An 18,321-nucleotide genomic window follows, 5' to 3' on the forward strand; every position below is an offset into this window, starting at 1 on the left:
ATAAAAAAGCGCAGCTTTGTCTAAATTCGCAGCAAACAAACCGTTTTTTCAAAATATTTCCAAAAAGCAGTTGACGATTGAAGGGAAAATCCGTTTAATAGCGCTCCGTTGCCCGGATAGCTCAGTCGGTAGAGCAGAGGATTGAAAATCCTCGTGTCGGTGGTTCGATTCCGCCTCCGGGCACCACAAATTAAATTGTTGGTGCTTTTGTTAAAGTAGCAGCAAGCAATAAATAAAGTGCGCCGACTTAGCTCAGTAGGTAGAGCAACTGACTTGTAATCAGTAGGTCACCAGTTCGATTCCGGTAGTCGGCACCATTTATTGCCTCGATAGCTCAGTCGGTAGAGCAGAGGATTGAAAATCCTCGTGTCGGTGGTTCGATTCCGCCTCGAGGCACCATTATTTGGTGCGAAGTCTTAGACTTACACAGATAATTCCCCCTTAGTTCAGTCGGTAGAACGGCGGACTGTTAATCCGTATGTCGCAAGTTCAAGTCTTGCAGGGGGAGCCACTTTTAAAGCCAAGTCTAACGACTTGGCTTTTTTATTACCTGTCATATTTATCCAATCCCCTCTACAGCGATTACCTCTACAACGATTAAATTATGGGTCAGTCCATTTTCCGTCAAAAACTAAAACCAGTCTGGTGAGTTTGCTCCTTTAGTGTAACCAAGCGGATAAACGTGTGTTTTTCAACGCGCTTTTATTCGCTATTTGCTCCATTCAAAGCTCCTATTTTCTTTTCAACGCCTCTTTCCCTATCTAATCTGACACTAATTTTTAACGAAAATGGGCAAAAACGAGTCACTAAGTATAGAAAAACAACAAACGACATTTTTTTTGCATTTTACTGTTGACGTTAAATGCGAAAAACCTTTTAATACACCCCGTCGCCCGGATAGCTCAGTCGGTAGAGCAGAGGATTGAAAATCCTCGTGTCGGTGGTTCGATTCCGCCTCCGGGCACCACAGTTTCTAAATTGTTGGTGCCTAGCACAGACAATAAAATTAAAGATAAAAATGTGCCGACTTAGCTCAGTAGGTAGAGCAACTGACTTGTAATCAGTAGGTCACCAGTTCGACTCCGGTAGTCGGCACCATTCTTTAAAACCTGTTCCCCCTTAGTTCAGTCGGTAGAACGGCGGACTGTTAATCCGTATGTCGCAAGTTCAAGTCTTGCAGGGGGAGCCACTTTTCATCAATGAGCACTGCTTATTGATTCGGCGCCGACTTAGCTCAGTAGGTAGAGCAACTGACTTGTAATCAGTAGGTCACCAGTTCGATTCCGGTAGTCGGCACCATTTATCTGCATAAGATAAGCAAACATTCTGTTCCCCCTTAGTTCAGTCGGTAGAACGGCGGACTGTTAATCCGTATGTCGCAAGTTCAAGTCTTGCAGGGGGAGCCACTTTCTAAAGCCAAGTTTTCAAACTTGGCTTTTTTTGTGTCTTGCGTATGCTCATAATAAAAAGAGCCAGTTTGCACCAGCTCAATCGATTGGAACGTTCGCGGTAATTCACGATAGCCGGTTACTTAAAACCCTTCTCTTTCTTAATCAAATCGTACGCATTTTGGATCTCTTGCGATTTTTCTTTCGCAACGTTCATCATCTCTGGTGGTAAGCCTTTGGCCATCAATTTATCTGGGTGATGCTCATTCATCAATTTGCGATAGGCACGTTTAATCTCTTTAGCATCCGCATCTTTACTCACGCCTAACACATCGTAAGCATCAGTGAGGCGTTCAGCTTGCGCAGCTTGTTGCCACTGCCCAGATTGCTGGTAGCCTTGCTGTTGGCCACCAAAATTTCCGCCTTGTTGAAAACGAAAGGCCGCTTCTTGCATACGCAAGCGTCTTTCCAGTTGATCGGATGAGAAACCTAAACTACGAGCGATTTTGTGCAGTACATTGCGCTCGCTAGGGTGAACATCCCCATCGGCAAACGCGGCTGATATTTGCAATTCGAGGAAAAATTGCAACAAGTCAAAGCGTCCACCCGTCGAAAGGCGCACACGCTCCAACACTTCCTCTAAAGGAAAGCCACTCTCTTTCCCCTCACGAAACGCATCTTGAGCCGCTTTACGTTGCTCACCATGTAAGTTCATACGCTCCATCATGATGGTAGCTAGCTGGATCTCTTCTTTGGTGACTTGCCCTTTCGCTTTAGCAACATGGCCCATGACCGCGAAAGCGGCTTTAAAAAATTCGTCTTGTCGCTCGGTTTGGCTTGGCCCAGAACCAAATGAGCTAGTTTTAAACCCCGCTTGATTCAAACGACGAGCTTTATCAAATTGATGCCCGAGAAACAAACCAAAAAATGCGCCAAACGGTCCTCCAAATAAGAAGCCAAAAAAAGCGCCAAGAATTTTGCCAAAAATATGCATTATGTGCTCTCAATCTATGAATTTTTCAGGAGTAAAGCGGTCTGATAGTGCCGGGAGCTTCAATTTCCTTTATGATAAGAAACGTTTTATTTTACATTCGGCCATCCATCTTCCGAATCAATCAAGTTCAAACAGGATAGTACAACTCGATGTCATGTTTTTCCCGCACCTTGTTAGCCGCTTCAATTAGCGCAGCTCTTTTTGTGCCACAGACTCAAGCAGAAGCTATGTTAGACAATAGTGTGCAGGAAATGCCCGCTATAGATCAATGTTTGATCAACGAACCTGAAGCAGAAAACTCAAGTCAGCAACCGATTAATGTCGAGGCTGATACGCTAGAAGCCGTGAACGGTGAACGCGCAAACTACTCAGGCAATGTGGTCGTTGTTCAAGGTAAAAAACGCATTCTAGCGGATACCGTTACCCTGCATCAGAAAGATAATATTGTGGTTGCGCAAGGTAATGTCAACTTCAGTGACGGTGAAGTAAGGACCATTTCTGACAAAGCCACCAACAATCTTAATACGGATTTAATGACATTAGAGAACACAAAATATCAATTTTTGTGTGAACCCGGCCGTGGTGAAGCTGTGTATATTTCCAAAACAGGTAAGGCCGTTTATGAGATAGAAGATGGTTCGATTACCTCTTGCCCTGAAGGCAATAATGCATGGCGATTAAAAGCATCCAGCATTGATATTGACCAAAATGAAGAGCAAGCCACTTTTTATAATCCGCGCTTCGAGATTCAAAATATTCCGATTTTTTATCTGCCATTTCTTACGGTACCGATTGGCGACACACGTAAAACGGGATTTTTATACCCTACCGTTTCTTACGGTTCTAGCGATGGTTTTGAAGCCCAAGTACCTATTTATTGGAACTTAGCGCCAAACTATGACCTAGAAACGACCTTTAAATATATGCAAGAACGCGGTACGCAATTAAACAGTGAATTCCGTTATCTGAATGATTTTGGTACAGGTAACATTAAATCTGAATATTTACCTGATGATCAAAAACATCCGGAAAAGGGCAGCCGCTGGGGCTTCCAATACCAACACAGTGGTATTTTCAACCAAGCTTGGAAGTTTGAAATTGACTACTCTCAAGTCAGTGACATTAGCTACTTTAGTGATTTAGACTCAGGTATCGGTAACAGAGAAGATGGTCAGCTTATCCAAGAAGGTAAAGCCACCTACCGGACCCACAATTGGGATTCATCGATACTGGTTCGCGACTTTCAGCTGCTTACAGAAGACAAAACTAGCACCAACCAACCCTATCGCTTGATGCCACAGATTGCGTTTAATTACTATGCCCCCGAATTATTACCGTATTTGAACTTTGATATGGTGAGCCATCTATCGCGTTTTGAAACCGATGCAAGAGGAAAACCTGCAGCCACCCGAGCGCACATTGAACCAGGCTTTACCATTCCTCTCAGTAACACCTGGGGCACTTGGACAACCGAAGCGCGAGTGCTTGGTACTTATTACCAACAAGATCTCAGCGGTGTTGACCTCAATTCGGATAATTATAAAGACCTAAAAGAGAGCGTTTCACGCATCATTCCGGAATTTAGAACTCATGCGGGATTAGTACTGGAAAGAGATACGGTTCTGTTTGATGATTATACGCAGACACTTGAGCCGCAGATTCAGTACCTGTACGTACCGAGAGAAGATCAGCGCAATATCGGGCTGTACGATACAACGCTACTGCAAACCGATTATTATGGTTTATTCCGCAGCCGTAAATACAGTGGTGTCGATTATATTGCCCCAGCAAATCAGATCAGCTACGGTGCCTCTTCACGGTTTTTCGACGATCAGTATAAAGAACGTTTAAATATCTCTTTTGGCCAGATTTTTTACCTCAAAAAAGATCTCAAGAATTCCTCCCCTAATGAGGGAGATAATTCAGCCAACACTTCCAACTATTCGGCTTGGGCCGTCGAAATGGACTTCAACTATGATGATTTACTCTTCTACCATGGCGGGGTTCAGTACGACATAGACAGCAGTACGATGCAGCTCGCCAATAGTACTCTCGAGTACAGAGTGGGTTCTGGATACATTCAAACTAACTATCGTTACGTCACCAAAGAGTATATTGATAATACCGTTGGCGATACAATTACCAATATCAATGCCATTACCAAAGATGGCATTTCACAAGCTGGTTTATTGGCTGGGTATCAGATCGCCAAAAAGTGGAATGCTAGCGGACAGTACTTCTACGATTTAACCACGGAAAAGAGCCTGGAGTGGCTGGCTAACCTAAGCTACACCTCAGATTGTTGGTATATTGGTTTTACTTATAGTAATCAACTGCGGAAATGGGATGGTGATTTTGTTACTGACCCTAATGCTACGCCACTCTACGAAAATAACTTTAGTTTGAACTTTGGTATTGTCGGTTTTGGCACCACGATTGGTGCAGGTTCCGGAACGACGGGCGTAGACAGCGCTGGAAATTCATTAAGTTATGGTCGTCCATTTTTCCTAAACAACTAATTTATCCGGCCTTTGCTTAAGCGTAAAGGCCCTTGCTCATTTTGATAGGACTACAAATGAAATTGTGGAAACACACACTGATTGGATTGATGGCAACATTAAGCCTAAACACCGCATCCGCTACTCCTGTTGAGCTCGATCGCGTCGCCGTCATCGTCAATAGTGGCGTTATTTTACAGAGTGACATTGATGGTGCATTAAAAACCTTGACCATTAATGCAAAGAAAAATGGTCAAACGCTACCCGAAGACACAGTGCTGCGTGAGCAAGTGGTTGAAAAATTGATTATTGATACCATTCAGCAACAAGAAGCACAACGCATTGGCGTGCGCATTGACGATAACCGACTCAGTGACGCGATCGCCGACATCGCGAAAAACAATAATCAAACCCTAGAACAGCTTAACGCTTCTGTTACTGCTGAAGGGCTGACTTATGCCGAATTTCGCGAACAAGTACGTAAAGAAATTGCAGCAAGTGAAGCGCGCAATGCTTTAGTTCGTCGCCGGATCAATATATTACCGGACGAGGTGGACAACTTAGCTAATATTCTTGCGCAAGAAACCAATGCAACGGTGCAATATAAAATCAGCCACATCCAACTGCGTGTTGACGACACTCAAGATAAGGCCGCAGTAGAACAGCAAGCCAAAACCTTAGTCGAAAAACTCAACCAAGGAGCAGATTTCAGCACCATGGCTTATACCTATTCAAAAGGTCCGAAAGCGCTGCAAGGTGGTGATTGGGGCTGGATGCGCAAAGAAGAAATGCCGACAATTTTTGCCGACCAAATCAAAATGCAAAACAAAGGCTCTATTATTGGGCCATTTCGCAGTGGCGTCGGTTTCCACATTCTTAAAATTGATGACGTCAAAGGATTAGAAACCGTCGCGGTCACGGAAGTTAATGCACGCCATATTTTAATCAAACCCACGGTCATTTTAAGCGATGACGGCGTACAAAAAGAGCTACATGACTTCATTCGTCGCATTAAGGCAGGTGAAGCGACCTTTGGTGAATTGGCGCAGCAATACAGCCAAGATCCCGGCTCTGCGGCGCAAAATGGCGAATTGGGTTATCAAACACCGGATCTGTACGTGCCGGAGTTTCAACATCAAATCGAAACATTATCGGTTGGACAAATCAGCGAACCCTTTAAAACCGTTCATGGTTGGCATATTGTCGAAGTGCTTGATCGCCGTGAAGTCGACCGCACCGACTCTGCACTGAAAAACAAAGCTTATCGCATTCTTTTTAATCGAAAATTCAATGAAGAAGCCAGCGCATGGCTACAAGAAATGCGTGCCAGTGCCTTTGTCGAAATTATACAGGACAACCAAGATGACAATTAAACGCATCGTGGTTACCGCTGGCGAGCCCGCGGGTATTGGCCCAGATTTGGTGCTGGCCTTATCAAAAGAAGATTGGGCACATCAACTGGTGGTATGCGCGGACAAAAGCTTGCTTGCAGAGCGCGCTAAAGAGCTCAATATTGACGTTATATTGGAAGACTACTCAGTCACCTCTGCACCAAAACCACAGCAAGCGGGACGGTTAGTAGTGGATCATATTCCCCTCGGCGCACCGGTGATAACGGGGAAACTGAATGAAGCCAATGGACATTATGTATTAAATACATTAGAAAGAGCCGCTTTAGGCTGTATGAATGATGAATTTGATGCTATTGTCACCGGCCCTGTGCACAAGGGGGTGATCAACCGAGCTGGCGTTGCATTTAGCGGCCACACTGAATTCTTTGCAGAAAAGTCTAATACTCCACTGGTGGTTATGATGCTCGCAACAGAAGGGTTGAGAGTCGCGCTAGTGACAACACATATTCCACTGGCTTATGTATCAAAGGCAGTAACGGTCGAGCGGTTAGAAAAAATCATCACTATTTTGCATAAAGATTTGGTGGAAAAATTTGCCATTGTTCAACCCAAAATTTATGTGTGTGGTTTAAACCCACACGCAGGAGAAGATGGCTGTCTGGGCCGTGAAGAGATAGAAACCATCACTCCAACACTAGAAAAAATTCGTCAGCAAGATGGCATTAATTTGATTGGCCCACTACCAGCCGACACCATCTTCAATGACAAATACTTGCAAGATGCCGATGCTGTTTTAGGCATGTATCACGACCAAGTCCTGCCCGTATTAAAGTACAAAGGCTTTGGTCGTTCAGTAAATATTACTCTTGGTCTACCCTTTATAAGAACATCGGTCGATCATGGCACCGCACTCGAATTGGCAGGGAAAGGGCTTGCGGATACAGGGAGCTTTAGAACAGCACTCGCCTACGCGATTGACTTGGTAGAAAAGAAACCTAATTAATTTCGAGAAAACTATGAGAAATGATGTCCACTTAGGGCACAAAGCGCGTAAACGTTTTGGTCAAAACTTCCTAAACGATCCATACATTATTGATGGCATCGTCTCTGCGATTAACCCTCGTCCGGGACAAAATTTGGTTGAGATCGGCCCCGGTCTTGGAGCGATAACTGAGCCAGTCGGCCGCGAAGTGGATAAATTCACTGTTATTGAGCTAGACCGTGACTTAGCTGAGCGCCTGCGCAACCACCCAGAATTATCGAGTAAATTGACGATTCACGAAGGCGATGCGATGCGCTTTGACTTTACGCAGTTGGTGAAGCCGAATAATAAACTGCGCATTTTCGGCAACTTGCCATACAACATTTCAACGCCATTAATGTTCCACTTATTTGAATTCCATAAAGATATTCAAGATATGCACTTCATGCTGCAAAAAGAAGTGGTCAACCGTTTAGCTGCTGGTCCCGGCAGTAAAGCTTACGGGCGCTTAACGGTTATGACGCAGTATTTCTGCAAAGTGGTTCCTGTGTTAGAAGTTCCGCCAACGGCCTTTGTACCGCCACCGAAAGTTGATTCAGCCGTGGTGCGCTTGGTGCCTTATGAAGTACTGCCGCATCCCACGACAAACATGAAATGGTTAGAGCGTGTCTGCCGAGATGGTTTTAACCAACGTCGTAAAACCGTACGCAACTGCTACAAAGGTTTGATTGAGGTGGAAACGCTAGAAGAACTTGGGGTCAACCCTGGCATGCGCCCGGAAAACCTAACACTTGAACAGTTTGTTGCTATGGCAAACTGGTTAGACGCTCATCACGCCTAATAACGATTGAGCGATAAACGGCCAATGTCTATCGCTCATCTATAAAAACAAGGAGTTAACATGGATATCTCTGAACCTTGTATCAAAATCCAAGTCCATACCCAGTATCTCCCCGAGCAGTCCAATCCCGATTTACACCGCTATATCTTTGCCTATGTGATCACCATCCGTAATCTCAGCAACCAGCAGGTACAACTGATGAGCCGCCGTTGGTTAATTACCGATGCGAATGGCAAACAGATGTCTGTGGAAGGTGATGGCGTGGTCGGGGAACAACCGATTATCTTGCCCAATGATGAGTACCGCTATAACAGTGGTACGGCGTTGGAAACGCCAGTCGGTGTTATGCAAGGTCATTACATTATGTTAGATGAAGCGGACGCTGAATTTATTGTTGAAATTGAGCCTTTTCGTCTCGCTATTCCTAATGTTTTAAATTAAAAGAGGTAGCCGTGGCGAACTATATTGTCGGCGACATTCAAGGCTGTTTTGACGAACTACAGTGTTTATTGGCTCAAGTGCAATTCCAACCACAACAAGACACACTGTGGGTAGCTGGCGACTTAGTAGCAAGAGGCCCTAAATCTCTAGAAACGCTACGTTTTATCAAACAATTGGGTAGTTCGGCGCGTATCGTTCTAGGCAATCACGATCTTCACCTACTGGCCGTCTCGCTGGGCATCCACCCATGTAAACCTCGTGATAAAACCTTACCCATATTACAAGCGAACGATGCAACAGAGCTGCTCACTTGGTTGCGCCATCAACCGCTCCTCGCTGAACATGCTGACTTTGTCATGTGCCATGCGGGGATTTCTCCTCTGTGGGATCTTGAAACTGCACGTCAAGCAGCAAAAGAAGTCGAAAGTATTTTACAAAGCGATCGTTGGCGTTGGCTTATCGAGCAGATGTACAGCAACACACCTGATATGTGGAGCTTGAAGCTAGAAGGGATTGACCGCTATCGCTATACCATCAATGCCTATACTCGGATGCGTTTTTGCTTTGCTGATGGGCGTCTTGATATGGCGTGCAAACTTCCCCCTCAAGAAATAAAAGATGAAGAATTGTTACCGTGGTTTGCCCTACCCAAACGCCTTAAACTCGATAAAACAGTCCTATTTGGCCACTGGGCTGCGTTAGAAGGTTACCGCAGCGACGAAGCGATAGGGCTTGATACTGGCTGTGTGTGGGGAGGATGTTTGACCATGCTACGCTGGGAAGATAAACACTACTTCACTCAACCAGCGTTAACCCGTAAAGGCTAACGAATAAAAAGATTCGGATCGTTGCTTAATATCGCTCCGAAATCCCCTATTGCTTATCAAAAACCACAAACTGCATGTTGTGAGCATTTTTGTCATCCGCTTGATACATTTCACGATGAACTTCTTGCCACTCACTCCCCCACTCGGGAAATTGCGTATCTCCCTCAATATTTAAGTCAATAAAGGTGAGGTATAGTTTATTGGCCTGTGGCATACAGGCTTGATAGATAGAGCCGCCACCAATGATCATCACTTCATCCACATGACCCGCAACCTCAATGGCTTCTTCAATCGAAGAGACAATACTTACCCCTTCAATTGCCAATGAAGCATCACGACTGATCACGATATTATGGCGACCAGGTAACGGGCGACCAATAGACTCATAAGTTTTTCGCCCCATGATCACTGGTTTGCCCAACGTACAGCGTTTAAACCATGCAAAATCTGCCGGTAAATGCCATGGCATTTGATTGTCTTTACCAATAATCCGGTTGTCTGCCATCGCGGCAATCATGCTGATGATCATAAATAAGATCCTAAAGTGTCATCACGAAAGATAGCCCATGCCCTTACACTATGGGTTTGCGCCGATAGAATAACAAACCCGGCACCGCAAGGCCAACCGCTAAGCCCGCGATAATAAACATCGCTTTTAAAAAATTATCCATCAGTATCGCCAGCAGCTCTGGCGTAAAACCAAGATGGTTAATTTCAACCATTGCAATCATCGCTTTAAAGGCAAAAACCCCGGGAACCATTGGGATCAAAGCCGCTACCGTAAACACTTTAGGGTGAGCTAAAAATTTACGCGACCAACGCACGCCAATCATTCCAACGATAGTTGCAGCAAAAAAAGTCGCCCACTCAATGGGAATTCCAAATTGCATCATTAAGTAACGTGAGCCATGACCAATCGCACCACCTAACGCACAATATTTTAGGGCTGGTACAGGAACATTAAACACCAAAGCAAAACCAACGGCTGGGATTGCAGCAAAAAACATGTCATTGGCTAAACCGAGTAATAAATTCATCCAATCCATCGCTACCACCCCCATACACCCGTCACGCTCATCGCCGCAACGATGCCCAAACTCGTTGCCAACGTAAGCAAACTTGCCATCACAAAACGGGCAATACCCATATTGATATAACCTTTAAGCATATCCGCGACCGCATTAATTAAAGGAAAACCGGGGACTAACATCAGTACAGAAGAAGCCATCACAATGGTTGGTTTATTGCCTAGCTGGTAGATGATAGCTTGCGCTGAAATAATCGAAGTGACAAATGAGGTCACCGTAAAGTTGACGAGCGGATTAAATTGGCGATGCCCAATCTCTTGGCGCACAATCATACCCGCCGCAGAAGCAATGAACGTCATCGTAAACACCGTCCAATCTCCGCCAGCTAAACGAGCAAACGCAGCACAAGAAAGACCAATCATTACCACAACCAACCAACGGTTGTAGCGTTCAGGGCTGATCTGATTAAGTTTTTTCTGCGCCAGGGAATAATCTAAAATCCCTTTTTCCATCATGATGCAGATGCGCTGGACTTGCGTCACTACCCGCATATTGATCCCACGATCAGGACAACGGCGCGCAGTCGTAATGCAATGGCCATCATAAACCGTGGTTAGCACAAGTGAACTCGCCGAGAGCGATACTTCCACTTCACTCATGCCACACGCCGCTCCCATGCGACGCATAATATCGCCCACAAGTGTACTTTCCGCACCATGAGCCAACAACATTTGCCCAGCTTGGGCGATCAATCGAGAAACAAGCCTCTGTTTGGATGTCATGATTCCTTTCCGAACGTCCTAAAAGCCCAATAGTGTGCCCGAAATTGGGTGCTTTAAATATGATTTAGCTATAAAAAAGCCGCAATAATTATTGCGGCTCAATCCATTCAGGAAAATTAATCACGAACATAGATAACGTGACCGTCATCTTCTTCGTCGTCCCAATCATCCCAGTCATCACCATCTTCAGTGATCACATTTTGGCTGTTCATCTCATCTTTATGGTAATCATCCCACATGAAATCGACTTTCTGAGCTTCACTGAGCTCTTCCTGCTCACGAGGTAACGTTTCCATATAGTCAGCCAACTCACGGCACAAATCCGCCGTACCTTGTTGGTTTACTGCCGAAATTTTGAAGTATCGCCCTTCCCAAGCTAGCGCATCTAAGATCTCTTGGATCTTTTCATCGGCTTCTTCTTCAAGCATCAGATCAACTTTGTTGAATACCAACCAACAAGGTTTTTGCGACACTTTTTCACTGTATTGCTCTAGCTCATCAAAGATGGTCAGCGCATTTTGCGCAGGATCACTTTGATCAATAGGAAGAATGTCGATCATATGCAGCAACACTCGGCAACGTTCTAAGTGCTTTAAGAAGCGAATACCTAAACCAGCACCATCGGCCGCGCCTTCAATCAAGCCCGGAATATCAGCGATCACGAAACTTTTCTCAGGAACCACACTCACGACACCCAAACTTGGGATCAGCGTAGTGAAGGGGTAATCAGCGACTTTTGGCTTCGCTGCTGAAACAGAACGAATAAAGGTTGATTTACCCGCATTCGGCAAGCCCAGCATCCCCACGTCAGCTAACAGTAAAAGCTCAAGGCGTAATTCGCGCACCTCACCTTTTTTACCCATGGTTTTTTGGCGTGGTGCACGGTTAACGGATGACTTAAAGCGAGCATTACCTAAACCATGCCAGCCACCTTTAGCGACCATCACTTTTTTGCCATGCTCTGCAACTTCACCCACAACTTCATTGGTGTGAATGTCAACCGCTCGAGTCCCAACAGGCACCTTCAAAGTAATGTCTTTACCGCGCTTACCTGTACAGTTAGCACCGCCACCATTTTGGCCGCGCTCAGCAGCGTAAAAGCGTTGGAATCGGTAATCAACCAAGGTATTTAAGTTTTCATCGGCTTGGATATAAACGTCGCCACCATCGCCGCCATCGCCGCCATCAGGGCCGCCTTTCGTCACGAATTTTTCACGCCAAAAGCTCACGACACCGTTACCGCCATCACCCGCTTCGACTTTAATTATCGCTTCATCAACGAATTTCATTTGTTACTCCACGCTCTTTGCGTTGCGATATCATTGTCACACAATGATATAAATTCTAGCAGATACACATTCAGGATCGACCGTGATCATCCTTCGTTTTATCCACAATTGGAACACATAAGGAGAAACTCTAGTGATTAGAGTGTCTTCTTTTCTGTTCGGCTGATAAATAAAAAACCCCACCGTAACGGCAGGGCTTTTGAGTTCAGTTAGGTATAAATTTATTCAGCGTCGATGCTAACAAATTTACGGTTTTTAGGACCTTTAACTTCAAATTTCACTTTACCTTCAGTAAGAGCGAAAAGAGTATGGTCTTTACCGATACCAACGTTAGTGCCTGCGTGGAACTTAGTACCACGTTGACGAACGATGATGTTACCTGCAAGAACAGATTCACCACCGAAACGCTTAACACCAAGACGTTTGCTTTCTGAATCGCGGCCGTTACGAGTAGAACCGCCAGCTTTTTTGTGTGCCATTGTTAAACTCTCCTAAATTACTTAAGCGTTGATGCCAGTGATTTTCACTTCAGTGAACCACTGACGGTGGCCTTGTTGTTTACGAGAGTGTTTACGACGACGGAACTTAACGATTTTAACTTTATCGCCACGACCGTGTTGTACTACTTCAGCAGTAATTTTACCGCCTTCAACAAGAGGTGCCCCAACAGTGATTTGCTCACCGTTAGCAACTAGTAGAACTTTATCAAATTCAACAGTTGCACCAGTTTCAACGTCTAATTTCTCTAAACGAAGAGTTTGACCTTCGCTTACACGGTGTTGTTTACCACCAGATTGGAAAACAGCGTACATATTTTACTCCGCTCTTTCCGCACAGCCGTATGCTTTTTATTTGAGCAATTTGGGTGTGCGCTAAACTAATCATCAATAGGGCGCAGATTCTACGCGAATGAGTACCCCAAGACAAGCCATATTTTGAAAAAATTGGCGAAAAGCTAATCGCCAATGAAAAGTGGCGCAATCATGCCTTTAAGCCTTGTATTAATCAACGTTTTTTAGTGTATTATTCGAGAATTATAGAAGAACACAACACCTTATAGGTTCTAACTTCAGCCGGATTAACCATGGATTTTAAAGCTATCCAAACGCTTACTGCCGATGACATGGCAAAAGTGAATGAAACGATTCAAGCTCAGCTCAACTCTGATGTATCTTTAATCAATCAATTAGGATTCTACATCGTCAGCGGAGGTGGGAAACGTCTGCGTCCTTTGCTGGCTATTTTGTCGGCTCGAGCCCTTGGTTATCAAGGTGAAGCGCACACGACTGCCGCTGCATTTATTGAATTCCTACACACGGCAACCTTGCTGCATGACGACGTTGTCGATGAATCGGATATGCGCCGTGGCAAGGCAACAGCGAACGCGGCATTTGGCAATGCAGCGAGCGTGTTAGTGGGGGATTTCATCTACACGCGTTCCTTCCAAATGATGACTACACTAGGATCGTTAAGGATCCTTGAGCTGATGAGCGATGCGGTGAACGTTATCGCTGAAGGCGAAGTGCAACAATTGATGAACTGTAATGATCCAAACACTACCGAGGAAAATTACCTACAGGTGATCTACTCGAAAACGGCGCGTTTGTTTGAAGCAGCGACCCAGATTGGTGCGATATTAAGTAATGCTTCTCCTGAAATTGAAACGGCATTACAGAACTATGGTAAGTACCTTGGCACGGCTTTCCAGCTCATTGATGACGTGATGGATTACACCTCTGATGGCAGTGAAATGGGCAAAAATGTGGGCGATGATTTAGCGGAAGGCAAACCAACACTTCCTCTATTGTACGCAATGCAGCATGGTACACACGAACAAAAAGAGATGATCCGTGAGGCCATTGAAAAAGCCAATGGCATGGAACAGCTTGATGCGATTCTAGCGGCAATGAAACAAACAGGCTCGCTTGAATACACAACCAACAAAGCGCTAAAAGAAGCCGATAAAGCGATCAATGAGCTGTCTATCCTGCCAGAAAGTGAATATAAACAAGCACTGATAGCTCTAGCTCATATGGCTGTGAATAGGACAAAGTAGAACAGCAGCTAGCTTGGACGAAGAATCGATCTTTGCCTAAAAATGCACCGCTACAAAAAGAGCCTCAATTGAGGCTCTTTTTGATTCTAAGCGTTATTTAAAACCCGCCTTGCCAAATCATGCCAAATGCAAAAACAGCCACGATCGTTAAAGCACAAGCTCCTAACTTTTCTTTGCCTTGAAAAGGATGAATGCCCTGCTCTCGTTTAGCTTTCATGTAGAAATAGAGCCCAGGTAAGTAGAGTAGCGCGGAGAGCATCAAATAGTGCAAACCAGAGGCATACAAAAGCCAAATCCCATAAATGGTGGCACAAGAACCTATCACCAGAAGTTTGCCTTTATTCTTCTGTTCAATCGCGATCTTTAACGTAAAGGCGCCGATCAAAAAATAGGGAACAAGGATCATTTCTGAAGCGAAGATCAGCAGCGTATCGTAGGTACTGCCTGCGTACATCACCAGAATCAGTGAGATCTGAATGCAAATATTGGTTAGAGTTAACGCTTTTACTGGGCTCCCCGCTTCGTTTTGCTGGGCGTAGATGGCAGGAAACATCTTATCTCTAGCACATAAAAATGGCGCTTCGGAGGCCAGTACCGTCCAGCTAAGAAAAGCACCACATACCGAAATAATTAATCCAACACCTATGATGTACTCACCCCAAGGACCAAGAATAGTCGTCAGCACTTTGGCCATTGAAGGGTTCTGATATTGCGCCAATTCAACCGGTTTAATCACGCCCATCGACAATAACGTGACCAATACATAAATGGTCAACGCTGTAAGCAAACCGAGAATAGTCGCTTTACCGATATCAGCACGGTGGCGAGCGCGGCTCGACACAACAACCGCTCCCTCTATTCCGATGAACACCCATACCGTGATCAACATGGTGCTTTTTATTTGATCCAACAGATCATGGCCAATACCGAAGTGTAAGCCTGTAAAATCCAATGTGAATTTGTCCCAAGAAAAAGCAAAAGCGGCACAAATGATGAACAACACTAGAGGGATCATTTTAGCAAAGGTGGTAATCAGATTAATGAATGCGGCCGTTTGTACTCCTTTTTTGACCAACGCATGCACCAACCAAAGTAATAGCGATGCACTCCCAATGGAAAGCCACGTATTGCCCGCCCCAAACATCACGTTATCTGGTGCATCAAACAACATGCCTAAGGTACTAAAAACAATTACCAGATAAGAGACATTAGCCACCATGGCGCTAAACCAGTAACCCCATGCGGAACAAAAACCCGCAAAGTCACCAAATCCTTCTCGAGCAAAACCAAATACGCCACTATTAATATGAGGTTTATGGATGGCAAGTTGTTGAAAAGAGAGCGCGAGAAAGATCATACCAACGCCGGTGATCCCCCAACCGATCATTACCGCCAAAGGGCTGGCGACTGAGGCCATGTTTTGTGGCAGGCTAAAAACACCAGCGCCAATCATTGAACCAATGACCAGTGCTGTCAGTGAGCCCAAACCAAGCTTATTATCCATGGGAACTATCCAGTGAGTGTTTACACATTAGAGGAAGGCGCTATTTTAGAGAACATATTTACCAGACATCAATCCCTATGTGATCGCGGTCACTGAGATAGTGAGTCAATAGTCAAATTCATTGCTAGGGATCAAAAAGTTTGTAAGTTCACGACGAAAATAATGCACTGCTCAGTAAAAAAAACCGCATATTACACAGTTCAAAGCATCATCATACAAAAATATTGGTAAAAACCATAAAAAATGCCGCTTGGATGAGCAAGCGGCATTTTTGTATAAGATAAGGTTATTCTTTATTTGGCGAAATCAACACCTAGCTGAATATCACCTTTCAGTGTTGTCAGCATTCCATCTAACGCGGCTTGTTCATAGGCACTCAATGCACCATAGCTCAACACTTCTTCGACACCCTCTTTACCGAGTTTAATCGGTTGTGCAAAGAATGAAGCATGCTCACTACCACCGTCAACGTAGGCACATTCCACAACACCTGGTTCACCTTGTAGTGCTTTGACTAATGATAAGCCAAAACGGCAAGCCGCTTGACCCATTGACAGTGTTGCACTGCCGCCACCCGCCTTCGCTTCCACCACTTCGGTGCCTGCGTTTTGAATGCGCTTAGTTAGGGCTTCCACTTCTTCGGCCGTGAACTCAACCCCTTCAATTTGCGAAAGCAAAGGAAGGATAGTGACGCCTGAGTGGCCGCCAATCACAGGCACAATAATCTCGCTAGGGTTTTTATCTTTTAGCGCCGCGACAAACGTTTCTGAGCGGATCACATCCAACGTTGTCACACCAAATAGCTTACGCTTGTCGTAAACGCCTGCTTTTTTCAAGACTTCCGCTGCAATAGGTACTGTTGTATTAACAGGGTTGGTGATAATGCCCACACAGGCTTTCGGACAGACAACCGCAATCTTTTCAGCCAATGCTTTCACAATGCCAGCGTTAACATTAAACAGATCTGCGCGATCCATACCCGGCTTACGAGCGACACCAGCAGAAACAAGGACTACATCCGCACCTTCAAGCGCAGGTGTTGGATCTTCGCCAGCATAGCCTTTGATCGATACGGGAGTAGGAATGTGGCTTAGATCGGCAGCAACGCCCGGAGTCACCGGTGCGATGTCATACAGCGCCAGATCGGAACCAGCAGGAAGATGGTTTTTAAGTAGAAGTGCTAGGGCTTGACCGATGCCACCAGCGGCACCAATAACAGCTACTTTCATCGTAGTTCTCCTTGAGAATAAATCTCTTATAAATGTTTTTGTGTAGGGTATTTTTAAGCTAGAAAACTATAGCAATCACAATATGATTACAATCAATTAACGCTAGCTTTGCGACCTCGCGCAATTCGCTAAAATCGTGCTCCAGCACCGATGGCAATTATGACCTTGTTTATCTTTACCGACAAAGAGTTAAGTTGCCATTCGACCAAAGTTTTACATAAAAGTTTACAGTGACCTTTTAGACACTTTTGGACGATAATTTGGCGATGACTGCATAGCTATGCGAGAATATGCAGCAATAAATGGCTAATCGAAGACGATAACTATGCGCAACAATAATGATAAGCAAGATAATCTGGTTCGTGCTTTTAAAAATCTATTAAAAGAAGAACGTTTTGGATCTCAAGGTGACATTGTCGATGCCCTGCGTAATGAAGGGTTTGATAATATCAACCAATCCAAAGTATCTCGCATGCTGACTAAATTTGGCGCGGTACGCACTCGCAACGCAAAAATGGAGATGGTCTACTGCCTTCCTGCTGAACTCGGTGTACCAACCGTATCAAGTTCACTGCGTGAATTAGTGCTAGACATAGATCACAATGCCGCGCTGGTAGTGATTCATACCGGACCAGGGGCGGCGCAGCTTATTGCTCGGTTACTTGATTCTCTGGGCAAATCAGAAGGCATCTTGGGTGTGGTGGCCGGTGACGATACCATTTTTATCACACCGACACTGAACGTAACGACAAAGCAGCTGTTTGATTCAGTCTGTGATCTGTTTGATTACGCAGGGTAATTTGTCACTAAACGCATTTCATCTCACTCTCTAGTAGAATCACACTGAGTCAAGTCGGCGTGATTCTCTTCACATCTTCAGCAATAAGTTGTCACAGCAGAAAGAGGAATAACTCCTTGATAGGCAAGCTATTGCCATATTTTGGCTCTGACAATGACGCTTATTGATAGCCAATTTCGCTACATTTTTTAACATTCCTGTAATTATGTGTCGATTTTTTGGTATTATTTAGCCACTTTTTCAACATACGGATTGAAAAAGATGCCGTTTCTAGATGAGGAAACTCCCCCGATACCCAAACAACTTGAAGT

Annotated in this window: 17 protein-coding genes and 9 tRNA genes; 17 read left to right on the plus strand and 9 right to left on the minus strand. The window is 44.8% G+C overall.

Annotated features, from left to right (window positions below; all coding sequences use genetic code 11):
* Positions 1–110: 110 nt before the first annotated feature.
* The 9 genes from B9J84_RS08745 (at position 111) to B9J84_RS08785 (ending at position 1,406) form a co-directional block, all read left to right on the plus strand.
* A tRNA-Phe gene (locus B9J84_RS08745) sits at positions 111–186 on the plus strand.
* A 55-nt stretch (positions 187–241) separates the two neighbouring features.
* Positions 242–317 (plus strand) — tRNA-Thr (locus tag B9J84_RS08750).
* Positions 318–323: 6 nt separating this feature from the next.
* Positions 324–399 (plus strand) — tRNA-Phe (locus B9J84_RS08755).
* A 36-nt stretch (positions 400–435) separates the two neighbouring features.
* A tRNA-Asn gene (locus B9J84_RS08760) sits at positions 436–511 on the plus strand.
* Positions 512–891: 380 nt separating this feature from the next.
* Positions 892–967: transfer RNA gene (locus B9J84_RS08765), tRNA-Phe, on the plus strand.
* Positions 968–1,022: 55 nt separating this feature from the next.
* A tRNA-Thr gene (locus B9J84_RS08770) sits at positions 1,023–1,098 on the plus strand.
* 15 nt (positions 1,099–1,113) lie between these two features.
* Positions 1,114–1,189 (plus strand) — tRNA-Asn (locus B9J84_RS08775).
* A gap of 34 nt (positions 1,190–1,223) precedes the next feature.
* Positions 1,224–1,299: transfer RNA gene (locus tag B9J84_RS08780), tRNA-Thr, on the plus strand.
* A gap of 31 nt (positions 1,300–1,330) precedes the next feature.
* A tRNA-Asn gene (locus B9J84_RS08785) sits at positions 1,331–1,406 on the plus strand.
* Positions 1,407–1,527: 121 nt separating this feature from the next.
* Here the strand turns inward: B9J84_RS08785 and djlA are convergent.
* Positions 1,528–2,382: a co-chaperone DjlA gene (gene djlA / locus B9J84_RS08790; protein ID WP_017043798.1), complete on the minus strand. Its 855-nt coding sequence runs from the start codon at positions 2,380–2,382 to the stop codon at positions 1,528–1,530.
* 149 nt (positions 2,383–2,531) lie between these two features.
* Here djlA and lptD point away from each other — a divergent pair, with 149 nt between their 5' ends.
* From lptD to apaH, 6 genes are read left to right on the plus strand one after another with little or no spacing between them, the layout of a single operon-like run.
* Positions 2,532–4,901: an LPS assembly protein LptD gene (gene lptD, locus B9J84_RS08795; protein ID WP_094123968.1), complete on the plus strand. Its 2,370-nt coding sequence runs from the start codon at positions 2,532–2,534 to the stop codon at positions 4,899–4,901.
* 56 nt (positions 4,902–4,957) lie between these two features.
* Positions 4,958–6,253: a peptidylprolyl isomerase SurA gene (gene surA / locus B9J84_RS08800; RefSeq protein WP_094123969.1), complete on the plus strand. Its 1,296-nt coding sequence runs from the start codon at positions 4,958–4,960 to the stop codon at positions 6,251–6,253.
* Positions 6,243–7,235: a 4-hydroxythreonine-4-phosphate dehydrogenase PdxA gene (gene pdxA, locus B9J84_RS08805; RefSeq protein WP_094123970.1), complete on the plus strand. Its 993-nt coding sequence runs from the start codon at positions 6,243–6,245 to the stop codon at positions 7,233–7,235. Before surA ends, pdxA begins: the two co-directional genes overlap by 11 nt.
* Before the next feature lie 13 nt (positions 7,236–7,248).
* A complete protein-coding gene (gene rsmA, locus B9J84_RS08810) occupies positions 7,249–8,055 on the plus strand; it encodes a 16S rRNA (adenine(1518)-N(6)/adenine(1519)-N(6))-dimethyltransferase RsmA (protein ID WP_013857835.1) in 807 nt (268 codons plus the stop codon).
* 60 nt (positions 8,056–8,115) lie between these two features.
* Positions 8,116–8,496 carry a Co2+/Mg2+ efflux protein ApaG gene (gene apaG / locus B9J84_RS08815; protein ID WP_013857836.1) on the plus strand — a complete coding sequence of 127 codons (381 nt, stop codon included), beginning with the start codon at positions 8,116–8,118 and terminating at the stop codon, positions 8,494–8,496.
* A gap of 11 nt (positions 8,497–8,507) precedes the next feature.
* Positions 8,508–9,323 (plus strand): bis(5'-nucleosyl)-tetraphosphatase (symmetrical) ApaH, encoded by an 816-nt coding sequence (gene apaH, locus B9J84_RS08820; RefSeq protein WP_094123971.1) that lies wholly within the window; start codon positions 8,508–8,510, stop codon positions 9,321–9,323.
* A 46-nt stretch (positions 9,324–9,369) separates the two neighbouring features.
* On the opposite strand, the gene folA is transcribed toward apaH, so the two are convergent.
* From folA to rplU, 6 genes are all read right to left on the minus strand, one after another.
* The gene (gene folA / locus B9J84_RS08825) at positions 9,370–9,852 is read right to left on the minus strand and encodes a type 3 dihydrofolate reductase (RefSeq protein ID WP_017045398.1); all 483 of its coding nucleotides are present in this window, start codon (positions 9,850–9,852) and stop codon (positions 9,370–9,372) included.
* Between the two features lie 43 nt (positions 9,853–9,895).
* Entirely contained in the window at positions 9,896–10,384 is a 489-nt protein-coding gene (locus B9J84_RS08830; protein WP_013857839.1) for a threonine/serine exporter family protein, read from the minus strand.
* The gene (locus B9J84_RS08835; RefSeq protein WP_013857840.1) at positions 10,372–11,133 is read right to left on the minus strand and encodes a threonine/serine exporter ThrE family protein; all 762 of its coding nucleotides are present in this window, start codon (positions 11,131–11,133) and stop codon (positions 10,372–10,374) included. Before B9J84_RS08835 ends, B9J84_RS08830 begins: the two co-directional genes overlap by 13 nt.
* A 116-nt stretch (positions 11,134–11,249) precedes the next feature.
* The gene (cgtA, locus tag B9J84_RS08840; RefSeq protein ID WP_010320622.1) at positions 11,250–12,422 is read right to left on the minus strand and encodes an Obg family GTPase CgtA; all 1,173 of its coding nucleotides are present in this window, start codon (positions 12,420–12,422) and stop codon (positions 11,250–11,252) included.
* A gap of 221 nt (positions 12,423–12,643) precedes the next feature.
* A complete protein-coding gene (gene rpmA / locus B9J84_RS08845) occupies positions 12,644–12,901 on the minus strand; it encodes a 50S ribosomal protein L27 (RefSeq protein WP_010320621.1) in 258 nt (85 codons plus the stop codon).
* A gap of 21 nt (positions 12,902–12,922) precedes the next feature.
* Positions 12,923–13,234 (minus strand): 50S ribosomal protein L21, encoded by a 312-nt coding sequence (gene rplU, locus B9J84_RS08850; RefSeq protein WP_010320620.1) that lies wholly within the window; start codon positions 13,232–13,234, stop codon positions 12,923–12,925.
* A 272-nt stretch (positions 13,235–13,506) separates the two neighbouring features.
* On the opposite strand from rplU, the gene ispB reads away from it, so the two are divergent.
* Positions 13,507–14,478 carry an octaprenyl diphosphate synthase gene (gene ispB / locus B9J84_RS08860; RefSeq protein WP_094123972.1) on the plus strand — a complete coding sequence of 324 codons (972 nt, stop codon included), beginning with the start codon at positions 13,507–13,509 and terminating at the stop codon, positions 14,476–14,478.
* A 97-nt stretch (positions 14,479–14,575) separates the two neighbouring features.
* Here the strand turns inward: ispB and B9J84_RS08865 are convergent, their stop codons facing one another.
* Together B9J84_RS08865 and mdh are read right to left on the minus strand one after the other, a co-directional pair.
* Entirely contained in the window at positions 14,576–15,982 is a 1,407-nt protein-coding gene (locus tag B9J84_RS08865; protein ID WP_094123973.1) for a basic amino acid/polyamine antiporter, read from the minus strand.
* Between the two features lie 293 nt (positions 15,983–16,275).
* Entirely contained in the window at positions 16,276–17,211 is a 936-nt protein-coding gene (gene mdh, locus B9J84_RS08870) for a malate dehydrogenase (RefSeq protein ID WP_017043806.1), read from the minus strand.
* 325 nt (positions 17,212–17,536) lie between these two features.
* Between mdh and argR the strand changes: the two genes are divergently transcribed.
* Entirely contained in the window at positions 17,537–18,010 is a 474-nt protein-coding gene (argR, locus tag B9J84_RS08875; protein ID WP_013857844.1) for a transcriptional regulator ArgR, read from the plus strand.
* Positions 18,011–18,321: the final 311 nt, after the last annotated feature.

It is taken from the genome of Vibrio sp. V03_P4A6T147, from assembly GCF_002241085.1.
GTDB classification, from domain to species: domain Bacteria; phylum Pseudomonadota; class Gammaproteobacteria; order Enterobacterales; family Vibrionaceae; genus Vibrio; species Vibrio anguillarum.